Source organism: Candidatus Rickettsia barbarica (assembly GCF_041477405.1).
GTDB classification, from domain to species: Bacteria; Pseudomonadota; Alphaproteobacteria; order Rickettsiales; family Rickettsiaceae; genus Rickettsia; species Rickettsia rickettsii.
In genome coordinates this window covers 91,851-118,378 of record NZ_JBEWYL010000002.1, presented here as the reverse complement: position 1 = coordinate 118,378, position 26,528 = coordinate 91,851, and the positions used below count along the sequence as shown (strand labels likewise).

The following is a 26,528-nucleotide window of genomic DNA, read 5'->3' as shown; positions in this document are numbered from 1 at the left end:
ACAACCACTACTTCTACAGAAATAGCAGCAGAGAACAATGTACGTGCACCAAACCCTGAAATATATGACACCTTAATTGAAGCTGAAGACAACTGTATACCATTTAGTATAGCAGCCTCAGCTGGAAATGCAAATATTGTTCAAAAATTAATTGAGCAAGGTCATAATGTCAATGCTAAGGATGAACAAGGAAATACGGCATTATTTTATGCAAGCACTAAAGAAATAGCTAAAATTTTATTAGACAAAGGGACAAGTTTTGAAGTTGAGCATAAATATCTATACTCACCTATACATTATGCGGCAACAATAGGAAATAAGAATGCGGCAACAATAGGAAATAAGAAGCTTTTTACTTAAAAAAAATGTGGCTGTTAATACTAAAGATGGAAAGGGACGTATACCTATACATTATGCAACTTATTCTAAACAGCACGAAATAACTCAAATTTTATTACAACCCGGCAGTGCAAGTGATACAGTAGACAATTATGGCGGCACACCTTTTTTCTATTTGCTACTAAAGCATGAATCAGGTCAAAATAAAACGTTACTGGACTTCTTTTTACGTTAATCTTAAGATTAATGCGTGTGGTGAGTCAATTTTTAATCACGCACTAACATCAAGAGATAACTGGTTACTTGAGAAGTTAAGATCTAAAGGTGCTGATATAGGACGACAAGGCGTGCTATTGCATAATCCATTCGATCACAGTATAGCAAAACGCGTATTTTCAGGAGCATTTTTTACAGCCACAGGCATATCATTGAAATTTTGTATCATTACCGTGTGCAGAGAAATATTGTTTTTGCCAGCATATAATTTTAATATTTCTACTTCAGGTATAACTTTCTCACTACTGCTATAAATTACAGTAATATTCTGTAAAAAAGGTAATTTACTAATGGTGTCAGTGATTTTTATCTCATCGTTAACACCAGTAACTAAAGGTAGGTTTTTACTATTAATCATAGCAGCAGCATACACAATCGGTTTATTTGTTATATGAGAAATAACAGTTTGGCTGGCTGTCGTGCCTATTGGAATTATTACATCAATATCCTGATCTGTTATTTGCTTTATAATGGCAAGTAAAATATTAGAATCAGCATGAGCATTTTTAACTATAATTTCTGCATCTATATCTTTTAGCAACTCTTTAATTCCTGATATAATCTCAGTCATTGCGGCATGTTCAAGTGGCACAATGACTGCTACTTTTTTTTGATCCGCATAAACTGCAGCTGTGATGAATAAAACAAAAAGAAAAGAAAACAATTTTTGAAAAATATTAGAGATAAACATTTTAATATCCTGTTATAAGTTATAATTTAATAATCAAAATTTAAATTTGCATATAGCAAACACATAAACGCAAAAAATTATCTACGCCAACGCCAATTTTGTATTAAACTATTAACCTTTAAAGATATCATAAATATTTTTAACTGTAGAAATATAAAGTAAAGATAAAAAACTTAGCTTTCTTTGACTAGAAGCTAAATAGTCACGAAAGATCTACCTTAGAGGCTATCTGTAAATAAGTTTTAATGTTTAGCACTATTTTTAGATTATGTCAATAACCAATAAATAGTACTAAAAGAATTACTTGAGATAGCCTATACTTCGATGTCATGACCGCTTTTACGAAACGTTATTATTGCATAAAGTTGTTGCACGGCTACAAACAACCTACTCGATGTCATCCCTGCATAACATTGTTGCGTAGATCGAAAAATGTATTTGGTGTCTACCGTAGCTTGACCACGGCGTCCATAAAAGTAACTTTAAAATACTAAATTTTTAGTTTAAATTGTATCCCGCGATTAAATCGCGGGGATGACAGGGGTGGAATCGATCCACGCAGAAATGACCTAAACAAGCCATTAATCCTTTTAATGACGATTCAGTACCCATGCAGCAAGGCTTGCAAAATGAAAAAGGAATTCATTTCTTAAACTATGCATTTTCTGTTTGTTCTAATACCGTTTGCCCTAGTAATTGCGATAGAACATCTTGACCTGCTTCAGTCCAACTTACAGGTGGCTCTTCGTTTGGTAAACCTGTACCATAACGATCATTAAATACTCTCACTGCTTGCTGAGTAAATTGATCAAATGTACTTGTGGATTCCACTCCATAGCCATATTCTTTTAAATTTTCCTGTAAAGTATTAACTTTTTCTCCAGTACTCTCAAGACTTAATAATAATTTACTCTTTTGCTCTTGCGTAGTCTCAAAATATCTACCAAAACCAGCTTCAGCTAATTCTTTCCAAGGAAATTTTGATCCAGGCGCTATATGAGCATTGCCTTCTCGGTTTACAGTTACTTCACCAAAACCGACTAAATCATGTTTTAAATCTAAATTTGGATATCTTTTTGTTACATCCTTAAGAAATTCTTTTAATTTTCCTATTTGCTCTGCAGGAAAATCACTTTTTGCATCATTAATAAGCATGACTCCAATACCAAACTTATTAACACCTACTTCTCCTTTCCAACTACTCTTACCTGCATAAAAAGCTTGATCTGTTACATCATTATGATATTCTTTTTGAGTCCCATCCTTATCAATTATGTAATGAACACTTGCACCTCACTCATCCAATACTTCACGAACAGCCTTAATATCCTTGCTTACAGAATAAGTAATTACTACACAGGTAGGTTTTACTCCTTCCGGTCTTAGGGCCATATATTTACCATTTGGACTATTGGTATTACTAATACCGTTATTTTCAATAGCCTTACTTTTACTTATAACCTTCCTCCAATATATTTAATAATTGTTGACGGTTCAGAATTTACTAAACCTTAACGAAAATTAATACTTTGGTAATACTAAGTCAATGAAAATTTAAATATTATTCACAAGGTATCGATACTGATCTGACACGTTCAATGATTATTTTTCTAATATTTGTAGTAAATGCTCTAGTTAACAATAAAAGTGCTCTTTCCATAGTCCTTGATAATTCTTTATAATCAAAAGAGACGTCATGTTCATATTGCCCTTCTGCTTCAGCAATATTATTTAAGCAATCACTGTCTATTTCTTTGAATAGATATTCAATTTTATTATTAGGAGTATTTTCATTGTCAGCTTTTAACTTTTCTTCTTCAGAACTATTAAAGAAATATTTTAAAGGCGTATTTAAAGCTTTTGCAAAAACATATAACCTACTTATAGGTATATTACTTAAACCTTCTTCATATTTTTTAACTTGGAGAACACTAATATCGAAAAAACTTGCCCTAATTCTTTTTGGATAATACCTACAGCAAGATGTCGTTCTTTTAAACGTTCACTTGCGAGTTTGTCTGGATGTTTTATTGAATAATTCATTTTAACAATAAGCTTTAATTAAAAATTAATTATTAATGAAGACTATTCAATTTTAAATGCAGTATATATTACTTTATATTTAATCAAGCAACTTTATTAAAAATTTAATATAATAATGCTAAAACCCTTTGGTGATCAAGAATCAAGGCTAATAAATAATTAATTAAAAGTATAAAAACGATGAGTAATAAAATAGTAAAATTACCGAATTGCGAGAATATAGTGGGAGAGATTAGTTTTTTAGGAATTAAACCTTGAGTACCATTTATTTCATTTAGATTTAGTTTTTTTATTGTTCTGCCAAAAGGATCTACTATAGCTGAAATACCGTTATTCGCTACTCTAATCATAGGTAAACCGTTCTCTACAGCTCTACTTCTACTAATATGAAAATGCTGATATGGACCGCTGGATTTACCATACCATGCATCATTTGTAATATTAATTATTACATCGGCTATTTCATTATTCGTCCGTACAAAATCAGGAAAAATAGATTCATAACAAATTAAAGGTTTAATTTTAAGATTATATTTTTTAAGATAAACAAGCCCTCCGTTTCCTTCTTTATAATCAATTAAACCATGAGTTAATTTTTTAAACGGTAGTATCTTTTTAAAGGGCATATACTCACCGAAAGGTACTAAATGTGATTTATGGTATTCAAATAATTTATGATTATTTTTATCAAGAGCATACATAGCTGAGTAAAGTTCAAACTCATCACCTTGTTTTTTATTATCCGAAATTCCTCCTGTTATCAAAATAGCATTTGTAGAATTTAGCATTTTTAATAATTTTGATTTAACTTGCGGTATATCATCAGGTACTACTAATGCTGCCTCAGACCAAATAATTAAATCGGTAGGTTCCAAATTTTCCGATAAATTAATATGTAGCATTAAATTATGCCAAAATTCTTCTTCATTCCATTTTTCGGTTTGAGGTATTGAAGGTTGCACTAATCGTACTTTTATATCAGTGAAATTTGTATGGTTATTACTTAGCCTTACTGCTCCATAAATGACAATGATGGTTAATACTAGGACTGAACTAGCTAGTAATATTTTTAACTGAGTAAATTGCTTGCTAAATAAAGGATAAGCTGATGTAGAAATATATATAACTATAAAACTAAGCCCATATATCCCTATTATACTTAAAGGCTGTATTAAAATATCTGAAAACGAAAAAGCATAACCAATCAAATTCCAAGGAAGACCGGTAAAAATCCATGAACGTACCCACTCAAATAATACCCAACATAAACAGAATATAAATTGGTAATATTTATTATTTTTAGCAAAAAAACTAAGCGTGCAGCTTGCCGATATAAAGCAAGCTAAAACTATAGGTAGTCCAAATAATGCAAAAGGAATTGCCCACCAAAAATCTGCAATATAAATGCTAACACCGATACTTATCCAATATATTCCACTTAAAAAATGCCCAAAACCGAATAAATAACCAAATTTTGTGGCTTCTTGCCAATTTTCGGATTTTTGAACTATATAACATAAGTAAGATAACGTTAATAATGCCGGTATAAAGAAAGTCGGAGCAAAAACTAAACCGCTTAATATCCCTAGCAGTAAACATATGATTTTAGGTTTATACATTTTTATCGATTATTTGTTTACAAAATAATACATCATGCTATCATTTCAGCAAGTTTTAATATAATGAGTAAATAAATGACTACAGGATTACTACAAGAAAAAAAAGGCTTAATTACAGGTATTGCAAATAATATGTCAATATCGTGGGCGATTGCACAGCTTGCTAAAAAACACGGAGCAGAGCTATGGTTTACTTATCAATCGGGAGTACTAGAAAAACGAGTTAAACCACTCGCTGAGGAAATAGGTTGTAATTTTGTTAACGAACTTGATGTTACGAAGCCAAAATCAATTAGTAATTTATTTGATGATATAAAAGAGAAATGGGGTAGCTTCGATTTCTTACTTCACGGTATGGCTTTTGCCGATAAAAATGAATTAAAAGGACGTTATGTTGATACTAGCTTAGAAAATTTTCATAATTCTTTACATATATCATGTTACTCTCTTTTAGAACTCTCAAGGTCCGCAGAAGCCTTAATGCATAACGGCGGAAGCATTGTGACATTAACTTACTACGGCGCTGAAAAAGTTATACCTAATTATAACGTTATGGGAGTAGCCAAAGCTGCACTTGAGGCTAGTATAAAATATCTAGCAAACGATATGGGAGAAAATAATATTAGGGTAAATGCTATTTCGGCAGGACCTATCAAAACTTTAGCATCTAGTGCAATAGGTGATTTTAGTACTATGCTTAAATCTCACGCTGCAACCGCACCGTTAAAACGTAATACTACCCAAGAAGATGTAGGAGGAGCAGCAGTATATTTATTTAGTGAATTATCTCAAGGTGTTACCGGTGAAATCCATTATGTAGATTGCGGTTATAATATTATGGGAAGTAATAAATTATAAATTATTGTAGGGATTAATGTCATCCCCGCAAAAGACTTGCGTGTAGACCAATAAAATCCACTGTGTCACCCCGTGGCTTGACCACAGGGTCCATAAAAACAATAAAAATACTAATATTATTAGTATTTTAAGCTAGATCCCGTGAATAAATCACGGGATGACAACTGTATTTTTCAAGTCACACAACAACATCATCACAATCCATGATTTCTTTTTTTGAGGTGTTCAGGTTTTGGAGGAACCGGCGGTTTTTTAGATTTTGCCTGAACCTTTTTAGCCTCTAACGGCAATGCCAGATTATTGAATCTATTTAACTCTTGTTTTAACTGTTCTTGTACTTCTATCTTTAAAGGAATATGAGAATTTTTCATTTCCCTATTTATTATTGTACCTATTTTCTCAAGATTTTCTTTAGAAATAGAATATGATTTTATACCTATATAATTAACAATCTTTGACCACCAAGTTTGTCCTTTATCTAATCCTTGATATATTACATCTACTAAATCATTTTTTTTGAATGTTAATATATAATCAGAAGCTCCTTCTAAAGATTTAGATAAATGCCTTTTTATTTCTCCTTGTCTCTTATCTTCAATATTTACTTTTTTGTCTTTCTTGAGTTTTGTTATTGCTTTTTCAATTATTGAAGATATCTTAGTTTCTTTTCCTTCATGTGCTTTATTTTCTAAATTTTCTTTGGTATTAAAATTTATATTAGTGCCTATTTTAACATCTACTAATTGTTTAGCATACTTACCGTTAGGATCTTGTATTTCTCGCTCTATCTCAGCAGATTTTAAACCTAATTTTGTATATATATCTGATTCTCGGAAAAGTGGAGCATATAATATAAAATTAATACTTTGAGCTATTCTACTATCTATCAAATCTTTAGAATCTCTTTTGGAATAAAATTTTTCTTGTAAAATACGATAGTGATCTAATATTTCTTGTGTTATATCTTTTACATCAAGAGCTTGTAATTCTCCTTTATCATTAAATTTTGCTTTCATACCTGAGCGTTTGGCTTCCAATAATAATATTTCTTGAAAAACTTTATTATTAGGAGTACGACAAACGAAATTAGGATCGTTATCCGGCATTAATTCATTTGCATTTTCCATTATTGCTTGATTGAGTTTATGTAATTGCTCTTTATTAAGTTTTTTATCTAACAAACTTATAAAAGCTTCTCTTTGTTTTTGCTTACTTGCAATACTAAAAGCCTGCTGCATCTTTTGCAAAACAACAAAATCAAAATTTTTGTTACCTATTTCTTGGATAACTAAATTTGCTAAATTTTTTGTTTCAGTATTCACTGTTTCTTTTTTATTTTTTGTAGCCATATTGAGTATTAATCTCACTTATAATTATTTAAATATTAATGATAGATTAAACTAATTTCTAGATGTTTTTACTATATTTATAATCAAAACTTTAAAACAGTATCTAGCAAGTCATACTGGTTCTGAGCTATTACCCAAAATTTCTATTGATTCTATTGTTTCATTATGCGATTGACTATGCATTACTAAATCTAAAATATTTGAAGATGCTAAATTGCTAATATAAACACCTTGTATATCATTTAATACATAATCAACCACTAATAATTTAGAATCAGCAGAAGTTCCATATAATGACATTTTTGCCTCAAATAATTTTTTAAATGTATCTAATTCAAGTAATTCTTCACATACAGCATGTTCTTTAATATCTCTACTTACAAATAAACTCATTATGCTTCGTGCTAAACTATTTTTAATATACATGCCTTTTAAGCATTCAATAAAATTTTCAAAAAAATTTAGTTCTTCAAAAGGAATGTTGAAATCAGGTAATAATTCTTGATATAATTTTTTCTGCAATTCCTTTTTTTCAATTAGTTCTTCAAAAGGAATGTTGAAATCAGTGAACAATTCTTGATATAATTTTTTCTGCAATGCCTCCTCCTCAAATTTTTTCAAATAGAAATTATCAATTAATAGCTTGTAAAGCTCAAGTATCCCACTAGGAAAGTTAATTTTCAAAGTGCCTTTTTTATCAATTTCTACAGTAAACCTGTTTTCTTTTGCTTCTAAATATATTAGATCTCGAAATATACTATCCTCTTTTGTTCTACGAAGTAAAAAAGCTGCATCTTTAGAATCAACTAAATCTAAAGCATGTTTCATTATTGTTGCATTAAGCTCATGTAACATATTGTTAGATATCACCTCTGCTACATCTGCTAGAAAAGATTTTTTATCATCTATTTTTAATTTCCTTAAATTTTCTAGAACTTCTAAAGTTATTTCTCCTTGTTGCATTTTTTTAAGTAACTCATAATAGTTGCGAAATTTTACTTCTTGATTTTTGCATCCTAACCCGGCATAAGCATTGCATCCTAATTCTTGCTTTTGAGCGAATCCAGGATATTCTTTTTCAATTTCTCTAGGTTTACTAATATAAGAACTCATAATGTCTTTTAGCTTCATATAATTTATTCCTTACATTTAATAAGGATTATTATATTTAGTTAAGAAATATTAACAAGTACTTTATAGAAGATTAAGATAAATTAATTTTTATTGAGAGGATGATGCAACAATGCTTTTTTGAGATGATTAGTTTGAAGATGAGTATATATTTGGGTAGTAGATATATCAGCGTGACCAAGCAGCTCTTGAATGACTCTTAAGTCTGCTCCGCCCTCAAGCAAATGACTTGCAAAACTGTGACGTAATATATGCGGAGAAATATATTCAGGGTTAAGTCCTGCATAAAGGGCAGCAGATTTTAACAGAATAGCAAAATTTTGCCTAGTCATATAACCCGCTAAAGCTGATGAAGGAAATAAATAAATTAGATTTCTGGGTTTAGCTTTATTCACAAAAACACCTCTAATTGCAAGATATTTAGCAATACTGATAACTGCCTGTTCATTTATTACTATGACTCTTTCCTTATTACCTTTACCAAGTACCGAAAATATTTTTCTTACTTCTCCTTTAGACGTTTTATTAGTCAGAATATCAGCAAGCTTAAGACTAACAAGCTCCGAGACTCTAAGACCGCTAGCATAAAGCAAATGAATCATAGCATTAAGCCTGATACCTTCAGGAGAATTATCTTGAGAGCAACGTTCAAGTAACGATTTAATTTGAGCTATAGATAATATTTCGGGAAGTTTATTTTGATATTTGGGCAAATCTACGTTAAGAACCGGATTAAACGCGGTATGGTTTTCGCTAATTAAAAATTCATAATAACTTTTTATAGTTGAGATTTTTCTGTTGATTGAGCGTGCTTGCAAATCATTACTTGCTAGATACTCAATCCAGTCTCTAATATTCTCAGTAGTAATATTTAATTCGGATAATTTGTGTTTAGCAAGATAATTTTGAAAATCGAATAAGTCACGCTTATAGCTAAGTATAGAATTTTTTGACAATGCTCTCTCGGCTAAAAGCATTTCTAGGAATTGCGCAATAAACCCCATAAGATGTTTTAATTTCTATAATGGAGGCCAGGGTCGGAATCGAACCGACGAATAGAGGATTTGCAGTCCACGGCATTACCACTTTGCTACCCAGCCTAATCAGTGTCATACCACAATCCTATGTCATTCCTGCGAAAGCGGGAATCCATAAACGGATAATTGTATTTTTACTGGATTCCCGCTTTCGCGGGAATGACATAAATACTACCAACATCGATACAAAAAAGCAACTATTTTTATATTAAACTCCTAATCCTTGCAGGATATTTAAACGATTTATCCTTCATACACTTCAAGAACTGCTAACTGAATCTACTATATCGTCATTTTTAATATAGGAAACATTCAGTAATTCCTTTAAAATTATGCTTGATTGTTTAGGTATTAGAACACTAGCTGATTGAAATAAAGGAACTACCGAGGCGAATCTTGTAACTTTATCAAAGCTTGGCTTAATTCCTATCACTCTAATATTACCACCTAAAAATCCTATATCTTGAATCAATTGTTGACCACTTGCTTTATCTTCGATTAATATAAATTTTGGCTGATATTCTCTAGCTAATTTTTCCATCAAATTCTTAAGCTCAGGATAATTAATTTTTTTCCGTACTAATGATACTAGATAATATTTCTGAATCCCCCATATATTACAAACACTATAATCGGAATCTTCGGAACTCTTAATTGCCGTATCCCAGCTTTGCACAAAATAATCAAATCTTGAAGGTAGATTTTCATAAAATCTAATATCTGCCATATTCAGTAACGATGACCTTTGTGCTATCGGTTCTCTTGTAAATATTGAGCATTATCATTATAGCTACCTATTTCCTGCTCTAATTTCATTAAACAATCAAGAGGTTCTTTAATAGCTGTCTAATAACTTTACCACTAAGATATTGATATTCTTTATTCATTAATTTAAAGAAGTAATCTTGAATGCTAATCGCCGGAATTTTTAAATGATGCCATGAATTGCTATTATTAAGTAGATAACCGGATAAATCATCCGTATGCAGACACTGCATAACTAAAACTATCGCTCCCTTATTACGATTATTTAGTCTGCTAACAAAAGTTTGCTCAAACCAATCTATAAACTTTCTTACGTATTTTATAAGAATGAATTTGCGTGGGGCTATGAGGATCATCGATAATTAAGATATCACCGCCCTCACCTGTTGCCAATCCTCCAACCGATGTTGCAAATCTAAATCCATTAGCTGTCGTTAAAAACTTACTTTTTTGATTATGGGGTTTACTAAGGATAGTACTTGGGAAAAGTTTTTTATACCAATCAGAATTTAAAATGAACTGACAATCTAGTGAGTGTTGAATACTAAGTATTTGAGAATAGCTGGCAACCATAATCCTTTTGGTAGGATTAACCCCCAATAAATAAGCAGGCCAAGCAACACTAACACAAATAGATTGTAGTAAGCTCCTTGGCGGTAAATTATTAAACGATTAATATCACCGCTTTGCACGGCTAAATAATCGGTAATTATTCTCATATGCTTACTTGGATAATACTCCGCTCCAGGATTAATAGTATTAAATACCTTAATTATAAAACTATGAAAATCCTGTCGTAAAATAGAATTTAAGAGTTTTTTAGAGTGGAGCATATTGTACCTACATCGTCATTGCAAGGAAAAATTGTAAGTTTTGACTAAGCAATCTCAGGCAAGATTCCTGAGATTGCCACGCTCCTTGAAATCGCTTGCAATGACCTTAAAATCTTATCATAAATTATCATTGCCATTAATCCCCTATAGTATATAATTTTGAAAAATAATATATTTATCTATGAAATTACTAAAAATTATTTTTATCATTACTATATGCATTAATTTTCCCATATTCGCAGAAAATTTAGAGTCGGTTACTACAACCGAAGATATTGAAAATGACGTATTTATCCCTCTTGATGAAAATCATCCTATTTTAAATCCAAACGATAATATTAATGATAGTTCTGAGTTTAAAAATTATACAAATGGCAAAATTATTGCTCTAAATAACATTACTGCTACTTCTGAAGAGATAGATTTTAAAGTCGGGGAAGAAAAATATTTCGGTAATATAAAAATCAAATTGCACAAATGTATAAAAAACCTTGATCCATATAATGAAGATAATTATTTGTTGATGACCATAACGGAATATAAAATAGACGAAGATCCTAATTTACTCTTTCAAGGATGGATGATTTCTTCAAGCATTTCACTTTCAACGTTTGAACACCCAATCTACGAAATTTTTGCTAAAGATTGTTTTTAGATGCAATATTTAATTTCAAGTTTAATATTTTTAATTCCAAGCCTTGGGATGCTGGCGGGCTTATCCGCTGCAGCTACTGTTACAATGTTTTTGCTTATATCATTCCTGCGAGGTATTAATCGTCATTGCGAGCGACTGAAAGGAGTGTGGCAATCCAGTAACAATGTCATACCGTGGCTTGACCACGGTATCCAAAAAATAAAAAAAGACTGGATCCCACTACAAGCTCACGGGCTAACAATGTTATTCACCACTTGGTGCTTTATATCTTGTTTATTCGCAATGCATCTTATTAATAGCTTAGCTACTTTTACTCAAGTTTTTATACTCTTATTTCTTGGCTTTGCAGTTAGTAATTCTGCTCCTTTTCAAAATCGCTTACAACTTAAAAAAGCCTTAATATTCGGAATTCTCACAGCAATATTATTATTCTTCATCGAATATTCTTCTAATGGATTTTTAACAAGAATATTCAAAACTAGTTTTGGCTTATATATGCTAGATCGTGGTTGTGCTTTACTTTCAATTACCACTTGGGTAGCAATTATAATTTTACTTTCTAACGGTAAAAAACGACATACCTTAATGCTATATATATTAGTACTTTATTTACTAAGTATTTCCGATAGTTTAGCAAGTTTTTTAGGCTTTGGTATAGGAGGAGTAATATTTATTTTAACAAGATTTATGAAGCCGATATTTTTCAAATTAATCGCAATAAGTTTAATTACCGGCTCGTTACTATTTCCTGTGATAGCTAAACAAATAGAACCACAAGATTTATCTGAAAAATATTTAGCTACACAACCTTCCGCTGCTCATCGTTTATTTATTTGGCATTTCGTCGCAAACAAAATCATTGAAAAGCCGATTTTAGGCTATGGCTTAGCTTCTTCTAAATATATCAAAGCTGGTGATAGTGAAATGATCGATTACAACGGAGAAAAATGGCATCCTTTGCCGCTTCATCCTCATAACAATATATTACAAATTACTCTTGAACTCGGTATAATAGGCTTAATATTATTTTTACGCTTAGTTTATAAATATCTCAAACAAATTAGTAATCTCGAAAATAAAAATTTCAAGGCAATTTCCTATGCATGTTTTATAAATTACTATATTATCGGCATGATTTCATATAATATTTGGCAAATATGGTGGATATCAAGCGGTATTTGGGTACTAGTTTTAATGAAGCTACTAGTTAAACCTGATATTGTCATTGATAATTGATGCTATTTGAGGTAAATATAGAGTTAAGTGTCATTAAATCTACGTCATTGCAAGCAACCGTAGGCTGCGTGGCAATCTCATCAAATATCCTGAGATTGCTTCGTCGCATTACTGTGCAATTCTTCTCGCAATGACGGAACAATATAATAAAAAACATATGCTACAAAACTCAGAACTTTTACAAGAATATCTACCGATTGCTATATTTTTCGGTATTGCGGTATTGGTTTCCGGTTTAATAATGATTCTACCTAACCTATTATCGACAAAAAAATATAATAAAGATAAGCTAGAACCTTATGAGTGCGGTTTTGAGCCTTTTAGCGATGCAAGATCAAAATTTGACATATGTTTTTACTTAGTTGCTATTTTATTTATTATCTTTGATCTTGAAATTGCATTTCTAGTGCCTTGGGCTATTAGTCTTAATACGATAGGTAAAATAGGCTTTTTCTCAATGATGTTTTTCTTATTCGTACTTATTATCGGGTTCATATATGAATGGAAGAAAGGAGCTTTAGACTGGTAGTAATATGAAAAATAATTTTTATCAAGAAGACGAATTATTAAGTAATGAGCTTTCTAATAGAGGATTCTTACTCACTAAAGTTGATGACGTTATAGGCTGGGCGAGAGCTAATTCCTTATGGCCTATGACTTTTGGGCTTGCTTGTTGTGCTGTTGAGATGATGCAGGCAGCCGCAAGTAGATATGATATGGATCGCTTCGGTATGTTATTTAGACCAAGTCCAAGACAGTCCGACCTTATGATAGTTGCAGGAACGCTTACTAACAAAATGGCACCAGCTCTACGTAAAGTATATGATCAGATGGCTGAACCTAAATGGGTGCTTTCAATGGGTAGCTGTGCCAATGGCGGCGGCTATTACCACTTTTCCTATTCGGTAGTGCGTGGCTGTGATAGAATCGTACCGGTTGACGTATATGTCCCTGGCTGCCCTCCTACCGCCGAAGCATTAATTTACGGGCTGATGCAGTTACAGAAAAAAATTAAAAGCACTACAGGTTTTAAGTATGACGCTAGACAAACTCATTGAAAGACTTGCAGCTAAATCTAGCATTTTAATAACTCCGATCACGGTTAAAGATTACCTAGCTTATAAAATCGAGTCGAATTTTTTATTGCCGTTTTTAAAAGCTTTAAAAGAATCGGAAGAATTACGCTTCACTTTACTTACTGATTTATTTGGGGCTGATTTTCCTCAGAATAACGTAGTCAATTCAGTTGGGCTTGGCCACAAGGAGCAAGGCGCGAAGCCTATAACTAATAGGAGAACGACGAGCGACAATGTAGGCGAGTCCAAATCAATTGACTATAAAAGATTTGAAGTAGTATATAATTTATTAAGCTTAAAATTAAATAAGCGTCTTATAATAAAAGTATATATATCTGAAAAAGAAACTATACCTTCAGCAATGAATATATTTAGTGCCGCTTGTTGGTATGAGCGTGAAGTTTATGATATGTACGGGGTAAATTTCGAGGGTAATGACGATAAAAGACGCATACTAACCGATTACGAATTTGAGGGGCATCCATTACGTAAAGATTTCCCGTTAACAGGCTATACACAAGTTAAATATGATGAGAAGCTAAAGAAAGTAGCTTATGAACCGGTCGATTTAGACATAGAATATCGTGAGTTTGATTTTAGTTCGCATTGGCATAGCCCGAGTTATGTATTGCCAGGTGATGAGAAGGCAACCGATGTCATTCCTGCGAAAGCAGGAATCCAGAAATAAAATGAATGTCATCCTGTGACTTGATCGCGGGATCCAGAAAAAATACAAAAGACTGGACCCCGTGGTCAAGCGAACTAGGTGACAGTAGGAAAAGTACTATGACTAACAACAACAAAACTATAACTCTAAACCTTGGTCCACAGCATCCGGCAACTCACGGAGTTTTAAGGTTAATCCTTGAGATGGACGGGGAAGTAGTAAATAATGCCGACCCTCATATTGGGTTACTTCATCGTGGTACGGAAAAGCTTATTGAGCATAAAACATATTTGCAGGCTATACCATATTTTGATCGTCTTGATTATGTTTCACCGATGTGTCAGGAACATGCATTTGCTTTAGTTGTTGAGTCGTTATTAGAATGCGAAGTCCCACGAAGAGCTCAGTTTATCAGGGTACTATTCTCAGAGCTAACAAGAATTTTGAACCATACTTTGAATATTGGCAGCCAAGCTTTAGATATCGGTGCTACTACTCCTTTATTATGGCTCTTTGAAGAGCGAGAAAAGATCATGGAATTTTACGAGCATGTTTCCGGCTCTCGTATGCATTCAAACTACTTTAGACCGGGCGGGGTTGCAGCAGATTTACCCGAAGGTTTACTTGAGGATATAGATAAGTTTATAGAACAGTTTCCTCCTAAACTTCACGATATTGAAAGTCTACTAAATGAAAATAGATTATGGAAACAACGTTTAGTAGATATCGGCGTTGCGTCTCAAAAAGAGGCAATGGACTGGGGGTTTTCAGGACCAATGCTTAGAGGTTCGGGTATAGCTTGGGATTTACGCAAATCAAACCCTTATGACGTTTACGATGAAATGGACTTTAAAGTACCAATCGGCAAAAACGGTGATTGTTACGACAGATATTTCGTTCGTATGCTTGAAATGTACGAATCAATCAAGATAATTAAGCAATGTATAGAAAAAATGCCGAAAGGTGCAATTAAAACCGATGATCCTAAATTAACACCACCGACAAGAGCCAAAATGAAAGAATCTATGGAAGCAATGATTCATCATTTTAAACTCTATACGGAAGGATATGACGTCCCAGCCGGCGAGACCTATAAAGCCGTAGAAGCCCCTAAAGGCGAATTTGGTGTATATTTATACTCGCAAGGAGGTAATAGACCTTATAGATGTCGTATTAAAGCACCCGGCTTTGCTCATTTGCAAGGACTAGATTTTATGTCTAAAGGTCATTTAATGGCAGATGTTATTACTATTATTGCAACGCTTGATATAGTATTTGGTGAGATAGATAGGTAATATATTTGTCATGCCGCGGGCTTGTACTTGCGTTACTCTGTCATTCCTGCGAAAACAGGAATCCATAAAATAAAACAATACATTTAAAAAACAAAAAATGTATTGGGTATATATATTATGCTCTAATAAGCATGGTACTTTATATATTGGTATTACTAATAATATAATAAGTCGTGCTTATGAACATAAACAAAAAATAATAAAAGGTTTTACCTCAAAATATAATATTATAAAACTTGTTTATACAGAAGAATTTACTGATATTCAAAAAGCACTTACAAGAAAAAAACTTGAAAAAATGGCAACGTAGTTGGAAAATAGAACTGATAGAAAAAACTAATCCTAAATGGAAAGATTTAATTAAATAGTTCTACGGATTCCTGCTTGCGCAGAAATGACATAAAACTATACCATACTAAAAATATATGAATACAAAAATTACAAATTTTACATTTGATAAGAAAAATTTAAATCTAGCAGAAGAGATTATAAAAAAATATCCACCGCATGGAAAAAGAAGTGCAATACTTCCGCTGCTTGATCTAGCACAACGTCAAAACGGCGGCTGGCTACCTGTTCCTGCTATCGAATATGTTGCAAATATGTTAGCAATGCCTTATATACGGGCTTATGAGGTTGCAACATTTTATACTATGTTTAACTTAAAGCGAGTTGGTAAATATCATATCCAAGTATGTACTACTACTCCTTGCTGGCTGCGTGGTAGTGATGATATAATGAAAATTTGCGAAAAGAAATTAGGTGTACAACTCAAAGAAACTACTGAAGAGCAAAAATTTACTTTAAGCGAGATAGAATGTTTGGGAGCATGCGTTAACGCTCCGGTCGTACAGATTAATGACGATTATTATGAAGATCTAACTCAAGAAAAAATGGGGGAAATAATAGACAAGCTTCAAAATGACTAGAATCTTATTATTATTACTTGGATTTTATCAATATTTCATTTCTCCACTACTTGGCAATAATTGCCGGTTTCACCCCACTTGTTCTGAATATGCCAAAGAAGCTATATCAATGCACGGCAGCATAAAAGGCTTGTGGTTTACCTTTAAAAGAATCATCAAATGTCAACCGTTTTGCGACGGTGGATATGATACCGTTCCAATCTCTATAAAAAATTCTAAACCACTTAATAAAAAAATATAAATTATGTTTATTGTAAACCTTAAATATACCTTAGGCTTAGATCTTTCTTCTGTTGAAAAATTTATTACGAAACATAGAAAATATTTAGATACATGTTATGATAAAGGACATTTTATTAGGTCCTATACAACATCCAAGAATTGGCGGTATTATTTTAGCTAATATAGAAACACTAAGTCAACTTAAAGATATATTAAGATAAGATCCTTTTTATATAAATAATATAGCTGAATATGAAATTACTAACTTCACTCCTACAAAATGGAATAAGAATTTAAATATTTTTTTTTAACATGAATAAACTCATCCCTGTACCTCGTGAATTTTTTGCAAGAGATACTAATGTAGTAAGCACTGAGTTAATCGGTAAAGCTCTTTATTTCCAAGGTAAAACAGCTATCATTACTGAAACTGAAAGCTATATAGGGCAGAATGATCCTGCTTGCCATGCAGCAAGAGGGCGGACAAAAAGAACGGATATAATGTTTGGTCCTGCAGGCTTTAGCTACGTCTATTTAATTTACGGAATATATTATTGTTTAAATTTCGTAACCGAAGCTAAAGGCTTCCCTGCTGCAACCTTAATAAGAGGCGTACATGTTATTTCGCCTGACAATCTATACCTCAACGGTCCGGGTAAATTATGCAAATATTTAGGAATTAATATTTCTCATAATAAATGCGATCTTATAAATAACAACGAATTTTTTGTCGGCGATATCGGCTTAAAGCTACCCTACTCTACTACTGCTCGTATAGGTATTACTAAAGGCACGGATAAATTATGGCGTTATGTTGTTACAGATATCACTAATTTAATCTCTCAATATAATGTACAGCCTTAATAAGGTCATATTGATTTACGGCAAAAGGACCTCGAAAAGGTTTGTCTAATATAAATAATAACAAAAGCATTGATGATGCAGTGATACAAACTAAACCAACCGAAATCTTATGTAAATAAAGCTTGGTGTCAAACATATAGACAAAAATTAAATTAATAGCAGTCATTATACATATAACTATCCAATATTGAATATTTAAGGAAAAATAGGACATTGTAATCCTGTTATACCTTACTGTATAAAGCTCTTTTATCTTCTCAATGATTGCCTGCTTAGTCAATAGCTGCATTTGCTCGCTTGCTTTATAAGCTTGTAGTCTCTTATTAATATCTTGGAGGAAACTAAGAGCTTCATGACCGATTTGCTTGCCGTCTTTCATTAATTGCCGTTCACGCCGCATTACACCTTTGGTATAATTTTTAATATCTAGATAAATTGTAGGCCTCATTTCATGAGGAAGCCAACCTACACTATCTGCAAGCCTCATCAACACTATAGATTCTGCTGCCACCCCTTCTTGTGCTTTATTAAAATTACCGAGTAAATAAATTAATACCAAACCAGTTGATACCGCATACATACTACCGACTACACCCGACAAAAACCCGCCAAGACTTCCAAGCTCTTCTTTTTGAAAATTAGTAGGAATAATGTATTTTGTTAAATATAAACATCCCGCACAAAAACTCATCAAAACAATACTTATTATGATGAATAAAACAATATTAGGAGCGGTATAGATAAAGTCAATTATATGATTACATAGGTATTATTAACCATGTCCTGCTGAATATTTATGTAATCTACTAGAAATAAGAGCTTGATAAGGTAACCCCTCATAAGCAGCTTTTTGTTTTATTCTCACTAAATCACTACTAGAAATACGAATATTTATTCGAGTATCTTTTTTTAAATAATTAGCTGCTGCCACTTGTGATATATGTTTCTCTTGTTCAAAATTTTTAATTCTTTGCCATTCATCATTTTCCAAAAACTCCAGCAATGTGTTTTCTTCAGCATCTAGTTTCTTCAGCATCTAGTATTATATTTGATATATTCTCTTTATTTCTCATTACTTTTTCCTATTTTTAGATATTTCTGAATAGCTTTGTGACGTGGAATAATAGTATTTAAAAAAAACTGTTCCATCAACTTCACTAATAAAAGGCACTAAATAGGCGTATTCATTAAATTTCACTATATACATTTTTTGCTCTGAATATTTATTAGGATTTGGATGTTCTATTATATCCAATAAACAATTACTTTCTATAACTGATATTATTTCTTCAAAACTTACCTTGCGCTCACTTATTAACTTATAATTTTTTCAGCAGAAAAGCTATAATTACATTTCTTTGTCATCTTATGATATTAGTACAATGTATGCTTTATGTCCACACTACACTTCCATCTCTTCTAAGACCACTGTAGAATCAGCAAGTTTAGTAATTTTTTCAATTTTTAACCGAGCTTCTTTTAGTTTTTTCTCACAATGATTCTTAAGTAAAATACCTCTTTCAAAGCTATTAACTGCCGTTTCTAGACTCTCTTGTCCGTTATCTATTTTTTTAACAATTTCCTCAAGCTCTTTTAAAGCTTCTTCAAAGCTAATATTTGCTTCTAAAGTTTTAGTATTAGTCATTTATCTTTATTTTTTAATGGTTATCTGTAGTAATTGTGTCTTCAGTTGTTTGGGGTATAAGTAATTTTTTTAGCTCACTACTATCAAAAGTTTTCTTAGGAGCAAAAATACTCCCTTGCATTTTTATATTAAGATGTGCCAAGCTATCTTTATCAGACCTTGTATTTGAGGTATTTAACTTAACAAGCCTTGCCGGCACGTAAAATGATAAAATACTAGATGCATCCATATCAAAATTATATATATTAACTGCAAAAGAGGCCACACCGCTACTATATTGTGTTGCAAATTTTACTTTCTTTAAAAGGGCAATACCTTTTTGTAGTTCAATATCACCGCTTATACCTCTAATATTTTCTTGTCCTGTGGTTATAGCACTATTTATATCTTTATCTAAATTTTGTACCTTATAATCAGCTGTATCAATTTTTTCTATAAAAGCATCAATTGCAAAATTATTAACATCTATATTGTTTATAGCAAATTGTGATTTTGTAGTAAGGTTATATAGCTGGCTTTGAAGAGTGTTACCGTTAGTTCCTAAACTACCGCTTATACTTATTTTTCCGCCACTTGCAGTAAGTATTTTAGGCATAAGAGCTGAAACTTTGTTTAAATCTATTGTATTTAAAGCATATACGAAATTTATAGCATAAGGTTCTAATAAAATATTGCCGTTACCTTGAAACTTACCACCTAATAATTCTGCTTCAATATTATTAAATTGTAATAAATTATTATTATTTGCTACATAAAATTTAACATTTTTCAATATTAAATCATTTTGTAATAATGTCGACAATGTACCGGAAACTTGTAAGGTAGCTTTATCTAAACTATAATCATTTATTAATTTATTTCTTAAATTAAGCATTCCTGCCGGTGATAATAAATCAGTAGTAAGATTACCGTCCTTAATTTCTACGGTCAAAGACGGTAATACACTCGATGTATCTAAGTTCCAGCTAGTTGATAAATAGCTGTTAGCAGTTTTAAAATCTAAATTACTAATTTTTATATTAGCTGGTACGATTTTAGCAAGCAAATTCATTTTGTCAAATACATGATCGTTATACTTAACTCTATCTATCAGAATATCTAAATTAGCTAAATATCCTATTGTTCTAATAGGGATGAATTTACTTGGATAATCTAGAGCTTTCATATCTTTAGTTAAATTTTTTGTAAATTCGATAAGCGGCGAAATTATTGGATACGTTCTACTGCTTAAGTCAAGCGAAGATATATTAAGCGTAGCATCTAAACGAGGTGTTTGAGCAATAAATTTACTAGAAACATTTCCTGATAAATTTAAATTATCTGTTTTGAGTAATAAATTTTTAAAAAATAAATCTATTAAAGTGAGTTTTAAATCCGATGACAAGCTAAAAGGAATAGCTTCTTTAATAGTAACGTCGTTAAATCCTAAAATATTCAGTAACGAATTTATATCGTTGTGCTTTAAATATAGCTGTCCATCGAACATACTTCTAACGGCATTCTGTGTTACATTACCTGTAAGCTTAAATTCTCCACCTGATTTAATATTACCTGAAAATTCATTTATCTTTAAAGTACCCTTTAATAAGTTAGAAGAAAAGACTATTTTTTTTAGTTCTTCATTATTACTTAAAATTATTTCGTTAATTGCCACGTCTGCTTTAAGTAATTTATTGGCAAAAATAAATCTACTATTTGAAGAAGAAGTATTAAATGTTACCTCTACATTTGGAGAAATTAACGAACTTAAATCTATTTTAGGAAAATCTAGTTTTACATTAGTAGTAATATTATCATTTTTAGCAATGTTAACAAATCCATGACCAATAATAAAAGATGATGCTATTACTATGTCTTTTAGTTCTATTGCATCTTCATTATTTGAAATATTAAATTTAACGTTTACTGCCTCATGTTGATTAAATTTATTAAAAAGATGGTTTAAATCCGGTAATATATTATACATTACCGATGCTAAATTTTTAATCTGATATTCACCACTACCGCTAGTAAGCTTAGAATCTTTGTAAATTTGCGATAACTTAAAACCATAATCATTATTATCAATATTAAGACTAAAATCTACTATATCGTCACGTTTATTAATTGAACCTGAAATTTTACCTATATAGTTACTTGTAGTTTTAAATATGTAATTAGACGATAAAGCATTTTCTTTTTTTAATATACAATTATTAAAATTTAAAATAGAATAATCTTGTTTATTAATAATACTTAGATTAGTAACATTTAGATTTATATTTTGTAATTTATATTTAAAGAAATTCTTTATTAACTCTTCATGATCATAAATATTTAATACATTAGAATGTGAATAAAATTTAGCATCTAATATATCTATTTTATTAATTTTAGGATTAAATTTTATAAGCGACCATAACGAAAAATGAATTTTAATCTGCTCTAAATCTAACTTTCCTTCTTCTCTTATCGTCTCAATAACTAAATAGGACCAAGGAAATTTATTCATCTTTATTTTTCCGATATTTTCTTTCGCAATTCCTAAATGACTGGTAAAATTATTAGTAACCGAATTATAGTTAACAAACGATAATGCACCAAACATTATAAATAACAATAATGAAAAACAAATTATGACGCCGGCAGCTATTTTTTTTATCATGTCTGTAAAAAAGTTTTTAAATATATTATTATATATAACTATCAAAATTTAAAGACAAATTAATGAATTCTTTAGAACATTTAATTTTAGTCGGTGTAATAAAATCATGTCATGGAATTAAAGGTCATGTAATGTTAAAATCTTTTACCGACCCTGCTACAAAAATACTTGAAAGAAATTTAGTAAATGAGTCAGGAGCAAATATACATATTAAGCTAATTAGCCAAAATGCCAAAGGAGAATTAATTTGTACATTTAATGATATAGCTAATCGAAATGAAGCTGAAAATTTAAAAGGTTATAAAATATTTTGCTTAAGAGCAAGTTTACCGGAACTAGAAGAAGATGAATTTTATATAGCAGATTTAACTCATTTACCGGTATTAAACCAAGATCATAAAGAAATAGGCAAAATTAAAAATATTCTTAACTTTGGTGCCGGTGACATAATTGAAATAGAATTTTCAGATCAAACAACCGAATTATTACCTTTCAATAAAGAATTTTTTCCTATTATAACTAAAGATTATGTGATTTTAAATTATCAAAGAGAAGCTTGAATAATTTACCGTAGTTTTCAATTTCTTTATAGTACCCTACGATTCTTATTCACCTCTGTCTCATCCCGTGGCGTGACCACGGGATCCAGTTAAAAATACTAAATTTATTAGTATTTATTGTTTTTATGGCCCCCGTGGTCAAGCCACGGGGTGACACAGTGGGTTTTACCGGTCCACGCAACAATGTCTACTCGCAATGACGGCAAAACCGATCCACGCAACAACGCCTCGTGGGAATGACATGAATATAATTATTTTAATCCTTAATTGAGTAAATTATATAAAATTGACAATTAATCCTTAAATACTATAATTAATATTATGTATATAAATAGAAGGTTAAGCTCTATGCCTAAAACTTTAAAATACTCACTTATTATATCTATAAGTATAATATTATTATTAATTGTTATTCCTTTCTTTATTCCTTTAAATAATTATAAAGGAATAGTAATAGATAAAGTTAAAGAGGCTACAAATAGAGATTTAACTATTAACGGCGACATAAAATTATCTTTACTACCGCATCCCGCAATATCACTCTCAGAAATTAAATTATCATCAATAAACGGTACAAAAGAACCTCATCTAGTTTCCGTTGAAGGTGCTAAAGCGTCATTGCGACTTTTTCCTCTTTTTAGAGGAGCAATTGAAGTAGCTTCTATAAAACTGCAAAAACCGATTATAAATCTAGAAGTTTTAAGTAATGGACAAAAAAATTGGCAATTTTCTACACATACTAATGCATCCAAAACAAATGAACTTAGCTCTGTAGAATCTACCGATACTAAAACTGAATTAGCACTTCCTATTTTGATTAGTTATTTTAAAATTATAGACGGCAAAGTAATATATATAGAAAAAAACAGTGAGAAAATATTTAACGATATTAACTTAGAGACTAAAATTAAAAGCCTTAAAGGTCCTATAGATTTGACTTTAGCTTTAAAGGCTTTGGAGCAGCAAATTAATATAGACGGCAATATTGAAGAAATCGGTAAAATAATTCCGTTAAGTGCCAATATTAATCTTGCCGGTGAAAAAATTAAAATCGAAGGAAAATTTGATAGCGAAAATAATTCGTTCATAGGTAACGCAAATATTAAAGGTAATACTAAAACTTTAGGTATGCCTGCTGATTTACAAAATGACTACGAGCTAACTACGGCAATTACTGCCGATAGTAAAAATATAGCTATTAAAGATGCTAGACTTAATTATCCAAATATAGAATTACTAGCAAATGCAAATTATGATATAGAGCGTAATAACCTGAAATCAAATATTAGTATCAATCCCGGTAACATTATAACCGAGATTAGCTCTAATTTAGATAAGACAAATATTATGCTACAAGCTGATAGTTTAAAACCTATACTTGATGCTCTAAAACTAAAGACCGAGAAATTACCGCCTATTATTAACCAAAAACTTATACTTACTGCTAATGTAATTAGTAATTCTCAAGCAATAAAATTACAAAATATTAATTTATCGGCTGCAAATAGTAATCTAACGGGAGATATTGAGCTTAAAAATTTAGCACAAGATATAACTATTGCGCACAATCTAAAAATTAATAATTTTGAGTCGTTTATGTCTCTTATGGGAGTAAGTAATTTAAGTCAGATTGGAGTATTGCAGTTAAACGGAGGAGTGCAAAAAATTAAAGATACTTTCCATATTAATAATAAAATATCCGCTTTTAATACTAATATATCTATTAAAGGAGATATTAATTTAGAAACTCAAAAGCCCAATTTTAATCTTAACTTATATAGTCCGTTAGTTAATTTGGATAAAATTCTTACAAGTAATAGTCCTACTCCTGCTCCCAATAAAACTAATAGTCCTGCTACTCAAAACATACCTACAGCTAAAAATAATTCTCCTTGGTCAAATAATCCTATTAATTTAGGGTTTTTAAATGAAATTGAAGGGCAATTATCCACAAATATTGATAAATTAACTAACAACTCATTAATCATAAATAATTTAAAAGCAAAATTAAATATCACCGGCGGCACGCTGAATATTACTTCAGTTAATGCAAGCATTTACGGTGGCGAACTAAGTAGCACCGGTTATGTGAGTTCAGCCAAAGATCAAAATGCTGCAATTAAAATCGATTTAAAAAATGCCTATCTCAAAAGTTTCACTCCGCAATCGGATAAAATAAAAATAACTGATGGGCGACTAAGCTTTAAAGCCGATCTTACTTCTCACGGTAATAGCGTTTATACATATGTTAATAATCTAAATGGACAATTTAACGTAAATAGCGATAACGGGGAAATAAGCGGATTTGATTTAAACCGAATCACAGATGCGGTAAATCATGCTAAAAATACCGAAGGAGTATTGCGACTTATTAACAGCTCCTTTAGTGGCGGATCCACATCTTTCAAAAATTTAATTGCCAGAGGAAATATAACGCAAGGCAAGCTTAATTTAAATGAATGTAGTTTAGATGCTTCACCTGCCACAACAAATGCAAGCGGTCAAATTAACTTACCACAATATATGATGGATGTTAGTGCAAGCGTTACTATTGCGGATTTACCGCCTATAGCCGTTAAATTATACGGATTCATAAATAATCCGCAGCATAAATTAGACGTTCAAGCCTTTCAAACATATTTAGTTAAAAACGTATTTAATAGCGTTATTAAAGACTTAAAAAGCGGAGAGAAGAAACCTGAAAATATTATTAAAGATGCTTTGAGTCTCAGAAAGAAAAAGGATACAAATACAGAGGAACAAAACAGCCCTCCACAGGAAAACCAACAAGCAGATCCTGTGAATAAGCTTCTACAAAAAGGATTGAAAAAACTGTTTTAATGTGACCGTCATGAATGTTGTGTGACTTATTATTCCTCTCTATGTCATCATCCAGCAAAACATATAATATAGTGTAGTAACAATGTTGAAGTTATTTTTTCTAGACTTAGTTAGCAAGCAACTAGATGACAGTGCAAAACTCATAAATACCCACGTTTTGATACAGTTATTCCTGTACCAAACCTAATGAGATACAAATCCTTTGTTTCCTCAGTCTCTAATACCAAATTAGGTATGTTTTTAGGGAAATCTTGAATTACTTTAGTAATTTTTGCTGCTTCTTCATCATAATTTTCCTTTTTCAACAAAATAATAAGGTCTTCATATAATGATTTTTTATTTGGATTTAACCCTATAGCTCTTTTGATAGAAGCGAGTGCTTCCTCCGGATTTATTTTATGTAATTTATTAAAAAACTCTTCGTGAGAGTATGCTTTACTTGGATCTAGTAGTTCAATAGCTTGCTTTAATTATTTAATCTCATTATCTTGTTGTTTTTCCATTAAAATAGAACTTAAACTATGAAAAATTTCAGCTTCTCTATTGTTATATTTTTCAGTTTTATCATAAGTTTCAATAAAATTTGAAAGTTCTTCAGGATCAGTTTCAACGAATCTTCGTAGATTGTCTTTTTCTTCTTGATATTGGATATCTGTTATGAAGATCAAGATATTTTTTCACTACTTGCTTTAGCAATTTCAGAAGTTTTAAACTTCCAATAAGGCAAAATTTCATTTTTATATGGTTGACAAATGCATACTCCTTGCTCCCCTTTACCTACTCTATAGCTTTCCGGGCATTTACGATACTCAATATCATTTTTCCATTTATAACTTTTATTATCAAAATTTAGATAGCTTGGTTTTTCCATAACTTATGATATATTTGTAATTAATAATTTATAACCACAATTTCAATGTAAGTAAATAAATCTGAAGTTTGTAAAGCTAAGT

The 26,528-nt window shown here is 31.1% G+C and carries 27 protein-coding genes, 1 tRNA gene and 3 pseudogenes; 15 read left to right on the top strand and 16 right to left on the bottom strand.

Features of this window, described 5'->3' with window-relative positions:
* The first annotated feature begins 21 nt into the window (after window positions 1–21).
* Both ABVF33_RS03140 and ABVF33_RS03135 read left to right on the top strand, forming a co-directional pair.
* The gene (locus ABVF33_RS03140; RefSeq protein WP_499706435.1) at window positions 22–360 is read left to right on the top strand and encodes an ankyrin repeat domain-containing protein; all 339 of its coding nucleotides are present in this window, start codon (window positions 22–24) and stop codon (window positions 358–360) included.
* A 7-nt stretch (window positions 361–367) separates the two neighbouring features.
* Window positions 368–574, top strand: a complete 207-nt coding sequence (locus ABVF33_RS03135) for an ankyrin repeat domain-containing protein (RefSeq protein WP_499706235.1) — start codon at window positions 368–370, stop codon at window positions 572–574.
* A gap of 138 nt (window positions 575–712) precedes the next feature.
* Here the strand turns inward: ABVF33_RS03135 and ABVF33_RS03130 are convergent.
* The 3 genes and pseudogenes from ABVF33_RS03130 to lnt all read right to left on the bottom strand — a co-directional run.
* Window positions 713–1,306 (bottom strand): annotated as a pseudogene (locus ABVF33_RS03130) (ABC transporter substrate binding protein); the annotation flags it as partial.
* A 654-nt stretch (window positions 1,307–1,960) separates the two neighbouring features.
* Window positions 1,961–2,764: pseudogene (locus ABVF33_RS03125) on the bottom strand (N-acetylmuramoyl-L-alanine amidase).
* A gap of 689 nt (window positions 2,765–3,453) precedes the next feature.
* The gene (lnt, locus tag ABVF33_RS03120) at window positions 3,454–4,968 is read right to left on the bottom strand and encodes an apolipoprotein N-acyltransferase (protein ID WP_499706234.1); all 1,515 of its coding nucleotides are present in this window, start codon (window positions 4,966–4,968) and stop codon (window positions 3,454–3,456) included.
* A 75-nt stretch (window positions 4,969–5,043) separates the two neighbouring features.
* Between lnt and fabI the strand changes: the two genes are divergently transcribed.
* Window positions 5,044–5,826, top strand: a complete 783-nt coding sequence (gene fabI / locus ABVF33_RS03115) for an enoyl-ACP reductase FabI (protein ID WP_499706233.1) — start codon at window positions 5,044–5,046, stop codon at window positions 5,824–5,826.
* 194 nt (window positions 5,827–6,020) lie between these two features.
* On the opposite strand, the gene ABVF33_RS03110 is transcribed toward fabI, so the two are convergent.
* The 7 genes from ABVF33_RS03110 to ABVF33_RS03080 all read right to left on the bottom strand — a co-directional run bounded on the left by ABVF33_RS03110 (window position 6,021) and on the right by ABVF33_RS03080 (window position 10,681).
* The gene (locus ABVF33_RS03110) at window positions 6,021–7,175 is read right to left on the bottom strand and encodes a DUF5410 family protein (RefSeq protein WP_499706232.1); all 1,155 of its coding nucleotides are present in this window, start codon (window positions 7,173–7,175) and stop codon (window positions 6,021–6,023) included.
* Between the two features lie 111 nt (window positions 7,176–7,286).
* Entirely contained in the window at window positions 7,287–8,306 is a 1,020-nt protein-coding gene (locus tag ABVF33_RS03105) for a DUF5410 family protein (protein WP_499706231.1), read from the bottom strand.
* A gap of 83 nt (window positions 8,307–8,389) precedes the next feature.
* Entirely contained in the window at window positions 8,390–9,310 is a 921-nt protein-coding gene (locus ABVF33_RS03100; RefSeq protein ID WP_499706230.1) for a site-specific tyrosine recombinase XerD, read from the bottom strand.
* A gap of 21 nt (window positions 9,311–9,331) precedes the next feature.
* A tRNA-Cys gene (locus ABVF33_RS03095) sits at window positions 9,332–9,406 on the bottom strand.
* A 196-nt stretch (window positions 9,407–9,602) separates the two neighbouring features.
* Window positions 9,603–10,070 (bottom strand): phage terminase large subunit, encoded by a 468-nt coding sequence (gene terL, locus ABVF33_RS03090; protein WP_499706229.1) that lies wholly within the window; start codon window positions 10,068–10,070, stop codon window positions 9,603–9,605.
* An 88-nt stretch (window positions 10,071–10,158) separates the two neighbouring features.
* Entirely contained in the window at window positions 10,159–10,341 is a 183-nt protein-coding gene (locus ABVF33_RS03085; RefSeq protein ID WP_499706228.1) for a hypothetical protein, read from the bottom strand.
* A gap of 55 nt (window positions 10,342–10,396) precedes the next feature.
* Window positions 10,397–10,681, bottom strand: coding sequence for a hypothetical protein (locus ABVF33_RS03080; protein ID WP_499706227.1), 285 nt, complete (start codon window positions 10,679–10,681; stop codon window positions 10,397–10,399).
* A 441-nt stretch (window positions 10,682–11,122) separates the two neighbouring features.
* Here ABVF33_RS03080 and ABVF33_RS03075 point away from each other — a divergent pair, with 441 nt between their 5' ends.
* From ABVF33_RS03075 to ABVF33_RS03030, 10 genes and pseudogenes are all read left to right on the top strand, one after another.
* Window positions 11,123–11,596 (top strand): DUF2155 domain-containing protein, encoded by a 474-nt coding sequence (locus tag ABVF33_RS03075; RefSeq protein ID WP_004995979.1) that lies wholly within the window; start codon window positions 11,123–11,125, stop codon window positions 11,594–11,596.
* Window positions 11,597–12,832, top strand: a complete 1,236-nt coding sequence (locus tag ABVF33_RS03070) for an O-antigen ligase family protein (protein ID WP_499706226.1) — start codon at window positions 11,597–11,599, stop codon at window positions 12,830–12,832.
* Between the two features lie 157 nt (window positions 12,833–12,989).
* On the top strand, window positions 12,990–13,361 hold the full coding sequence (locus ABVF33_RS03065) for an NADH-quinone oxidoreductase subunit A (protein WP_012737002.1): 372 nt from the start codon (window positions 12,990–12,992) through the stop codon (window positions 13,359–13,361).
* 4 nt (window positions 13,362–13,365) lie between these two features.
* Window positions 13,366–13,890, top strand: coding sequence for a NuoB/complex I 20 kDa subunit family protein (locus tag ABVF33_RS03060; RefSeq protein WP_499706225.1), 525 nt, complete (start codon window positions 13,366–13,368; stop codon window positions 13,888–13,890).
* Window positions 13,868–14,596 (top strand): NADH-quinone oxidoreductase subunit C, encoded by a 729-nt coding sequence (locus ABVF33_RS03055; RefSeq protein ID WP_499706224.1) that lies wholly within the window; start codon window positions 13,868–13,870, stop codon window positions 14,594–14,596. The genes ABVF33_RS03060 and ABVF33_RS03055 overlap by 23 nt, the downstream gene beginning before the upstream one ends.
* 98 nt (window positions 14,597–14,694) lie before the next feature.
* Window positions 14,695–15,870 (top strand): NADH dehydrogenase (quinone) subunit D, encoded by a 1,176-nt coding sequence (nuoD, locus tag ABVF33_RS03050; protein WP_499706223.1) that lies wholly within the window; start codon window positions 14,695–14,697, stop codon window positions 15,868–15,870.
* 97 nt (window positions 15,871–15,967) lie between these two features.
* A pseudogene (locus ABVF33_RS03045) lies at window positions 15,968–16,238 on the top strand (GIY-YIG nuclease family protein).
* A 57-nt stretch (window positions 16,239–16,295) separates the two neighbouring features.
* On the top strand, window positions 16,296–16,799 hold the full coding sequence (gene nuoE / locus ABVF33_RS03040; RefSeq protein ID WP_499706222.1) for an NADH-quinone oxidoreductase subunit NuoE: 504 nt from the start codon (window positions 16,296–16,298) through the stop codon (window positions 16,797–16,799).
* Complete coding sequence (yidD, locus tag ABVF33_RS03035) at window positions 16,792–17,040, top strand: membrane protein insertion efficiency factor YidD (protein ID WP_014410595.1); 249 nt, start codon at window positions 16,792–16,794, stop codon at window positions 17,038–17,040. Before nuoE ends, yidD begins: the two co-directional genes overlap by 8 nt.
* Window positions 17,041–17,333: 293 nt before the next feature.
* The gene (locus ABVF33_RS03030; protein WP_499706221.1) at window positions 17,334–17,885 is read left to right on the top strand and encodes a DNA-3-methyladenine glycosylase; all 552 of its coding nucleotides are present in this window, start codon (window positions 17,334–17,336) and stop codon (window positions 17,883–17,885) included.
* Here the strand turns inward: ABVF33_RS03030 and ABVF33_RS03025 are convergent.
* The 4 genes from ABVF33_RS03025 to ABVF33_RS03010 form a co-directional block, all read right to left on the bottom strand.
* Window positions 17,851–18,576 (bottom strand): bestrophin-like domain, encoded by a 726-nt coding sequence (locus ABVF33_RS03025; protein ID WP_499706220.1) that lies wholly within the window; start codon window positions 18,574–18,576, stop codon window positions 17,851–17,853. The genes ABVF33_RS03030 and ABVF33_RS03025 overlap by 35 nt on opposite strands.
* A gap of 81 nt (window positions 18,577–18,657) precedes the next feature.
* Window positions 18,658–18,921, bottom strand: coding sequence for a hypothetical protein (locus tag ABVF33_RS03020; protein WP_499706219.1), 264 nt, complete (start codon window positions 18,919–18,921; stop codon window positions 18,658–18,660).
* Window positions 18,922–19,287: 366 nt separating this feature from the next.
* Window positions 19,288–19,530 carry an exodeoxyribonuclease VII small subunit gene (locus tag ABVF33_RS03015; protein ID WP_004996011.1) on the bottom strand — a complete coding sequence of 81 codons (243 nt, stop codon included), beginning with the start codon at window positions 19,528–19,530 and terminating at the stop codon, window positions 19,288–19,290.
* 13 nt (window positions 19,531–19,543) lie between these two features.
* A complete protein-coding gene (locus ABVF33_RS03010) occupies window positions 19,544–22,174 on the bottom strand; it encodes an exodeoxyribonuclease 7 small subunit (protein WP_499706218.1) in 2,631 nt (876 codons plus the stop codon).
* A 62-nt stretch (window positions 22,175–22,236) separates the two neighbouring features.
* Between ABVF33_RS03010 and rimM the strand changes: the two genes are divergently transcribed.
* On the top strand, window positions 22,237–22,734 hold the full coding sequence (rimM, locus tag ABVF33_RS03005) for a ribosome maturation factor RimM (protein WP_499706217.1): 498 nt from the start codon (window positions 22,237–22,239) through the stop codon (window positions 22,732–22,734).
* Between the two features lie 348 nt (window positions 22,735–23,082).
* Complete coding sequence (locus ABVF33_RS03000; protein ID WP_499706216.1) at window positions 23,083–25,575, top strand: AsmA family protein; 2,493 nt, start codon at window positions 23,083–23,085, stop codon at window positions 25,573–25,575.
* A gap of 470 nt (window positions 25,576–26,045) precedes the next feature.
* Here ABVF33_RS03000 and ABVF33_RS02995 read toward each other — a convergent pair whose 3' ends face one another.
* Both ABVF33_RS02995 and ABVF33_RS02990 read right to left on the bottom strand, forming a co-directional pair.
* Window positions 26,046–26,243 carry a hypothetical protein gene (locus ABVF33_RS02995; RefSeq protein WP_499706215.1) on the bottom strand — a complete coding sequence of 66 codons (198 nt, stop codon included), beginning with the start codon at window positions 26,241–26,243 and terminating at the stop codon, window positions 26,046–26,048.
* Window positions 26,240–26,446, bottom strand: a complete 207-nt coding sequence (locus ABVF33_RS02990; protein ID WP_499706214.1) for a DUF4385 family protein — start codon at window positions 26,444–26,446, stop codon at window positions 26,240–26,242. Before ABVF33_RS02990 ends, ABVF33_RS02995 begins: the two co-directional genes overlap by 4 nt.
* Window positions 26,447–26,528: the final 82 nt, after the last annotated feature.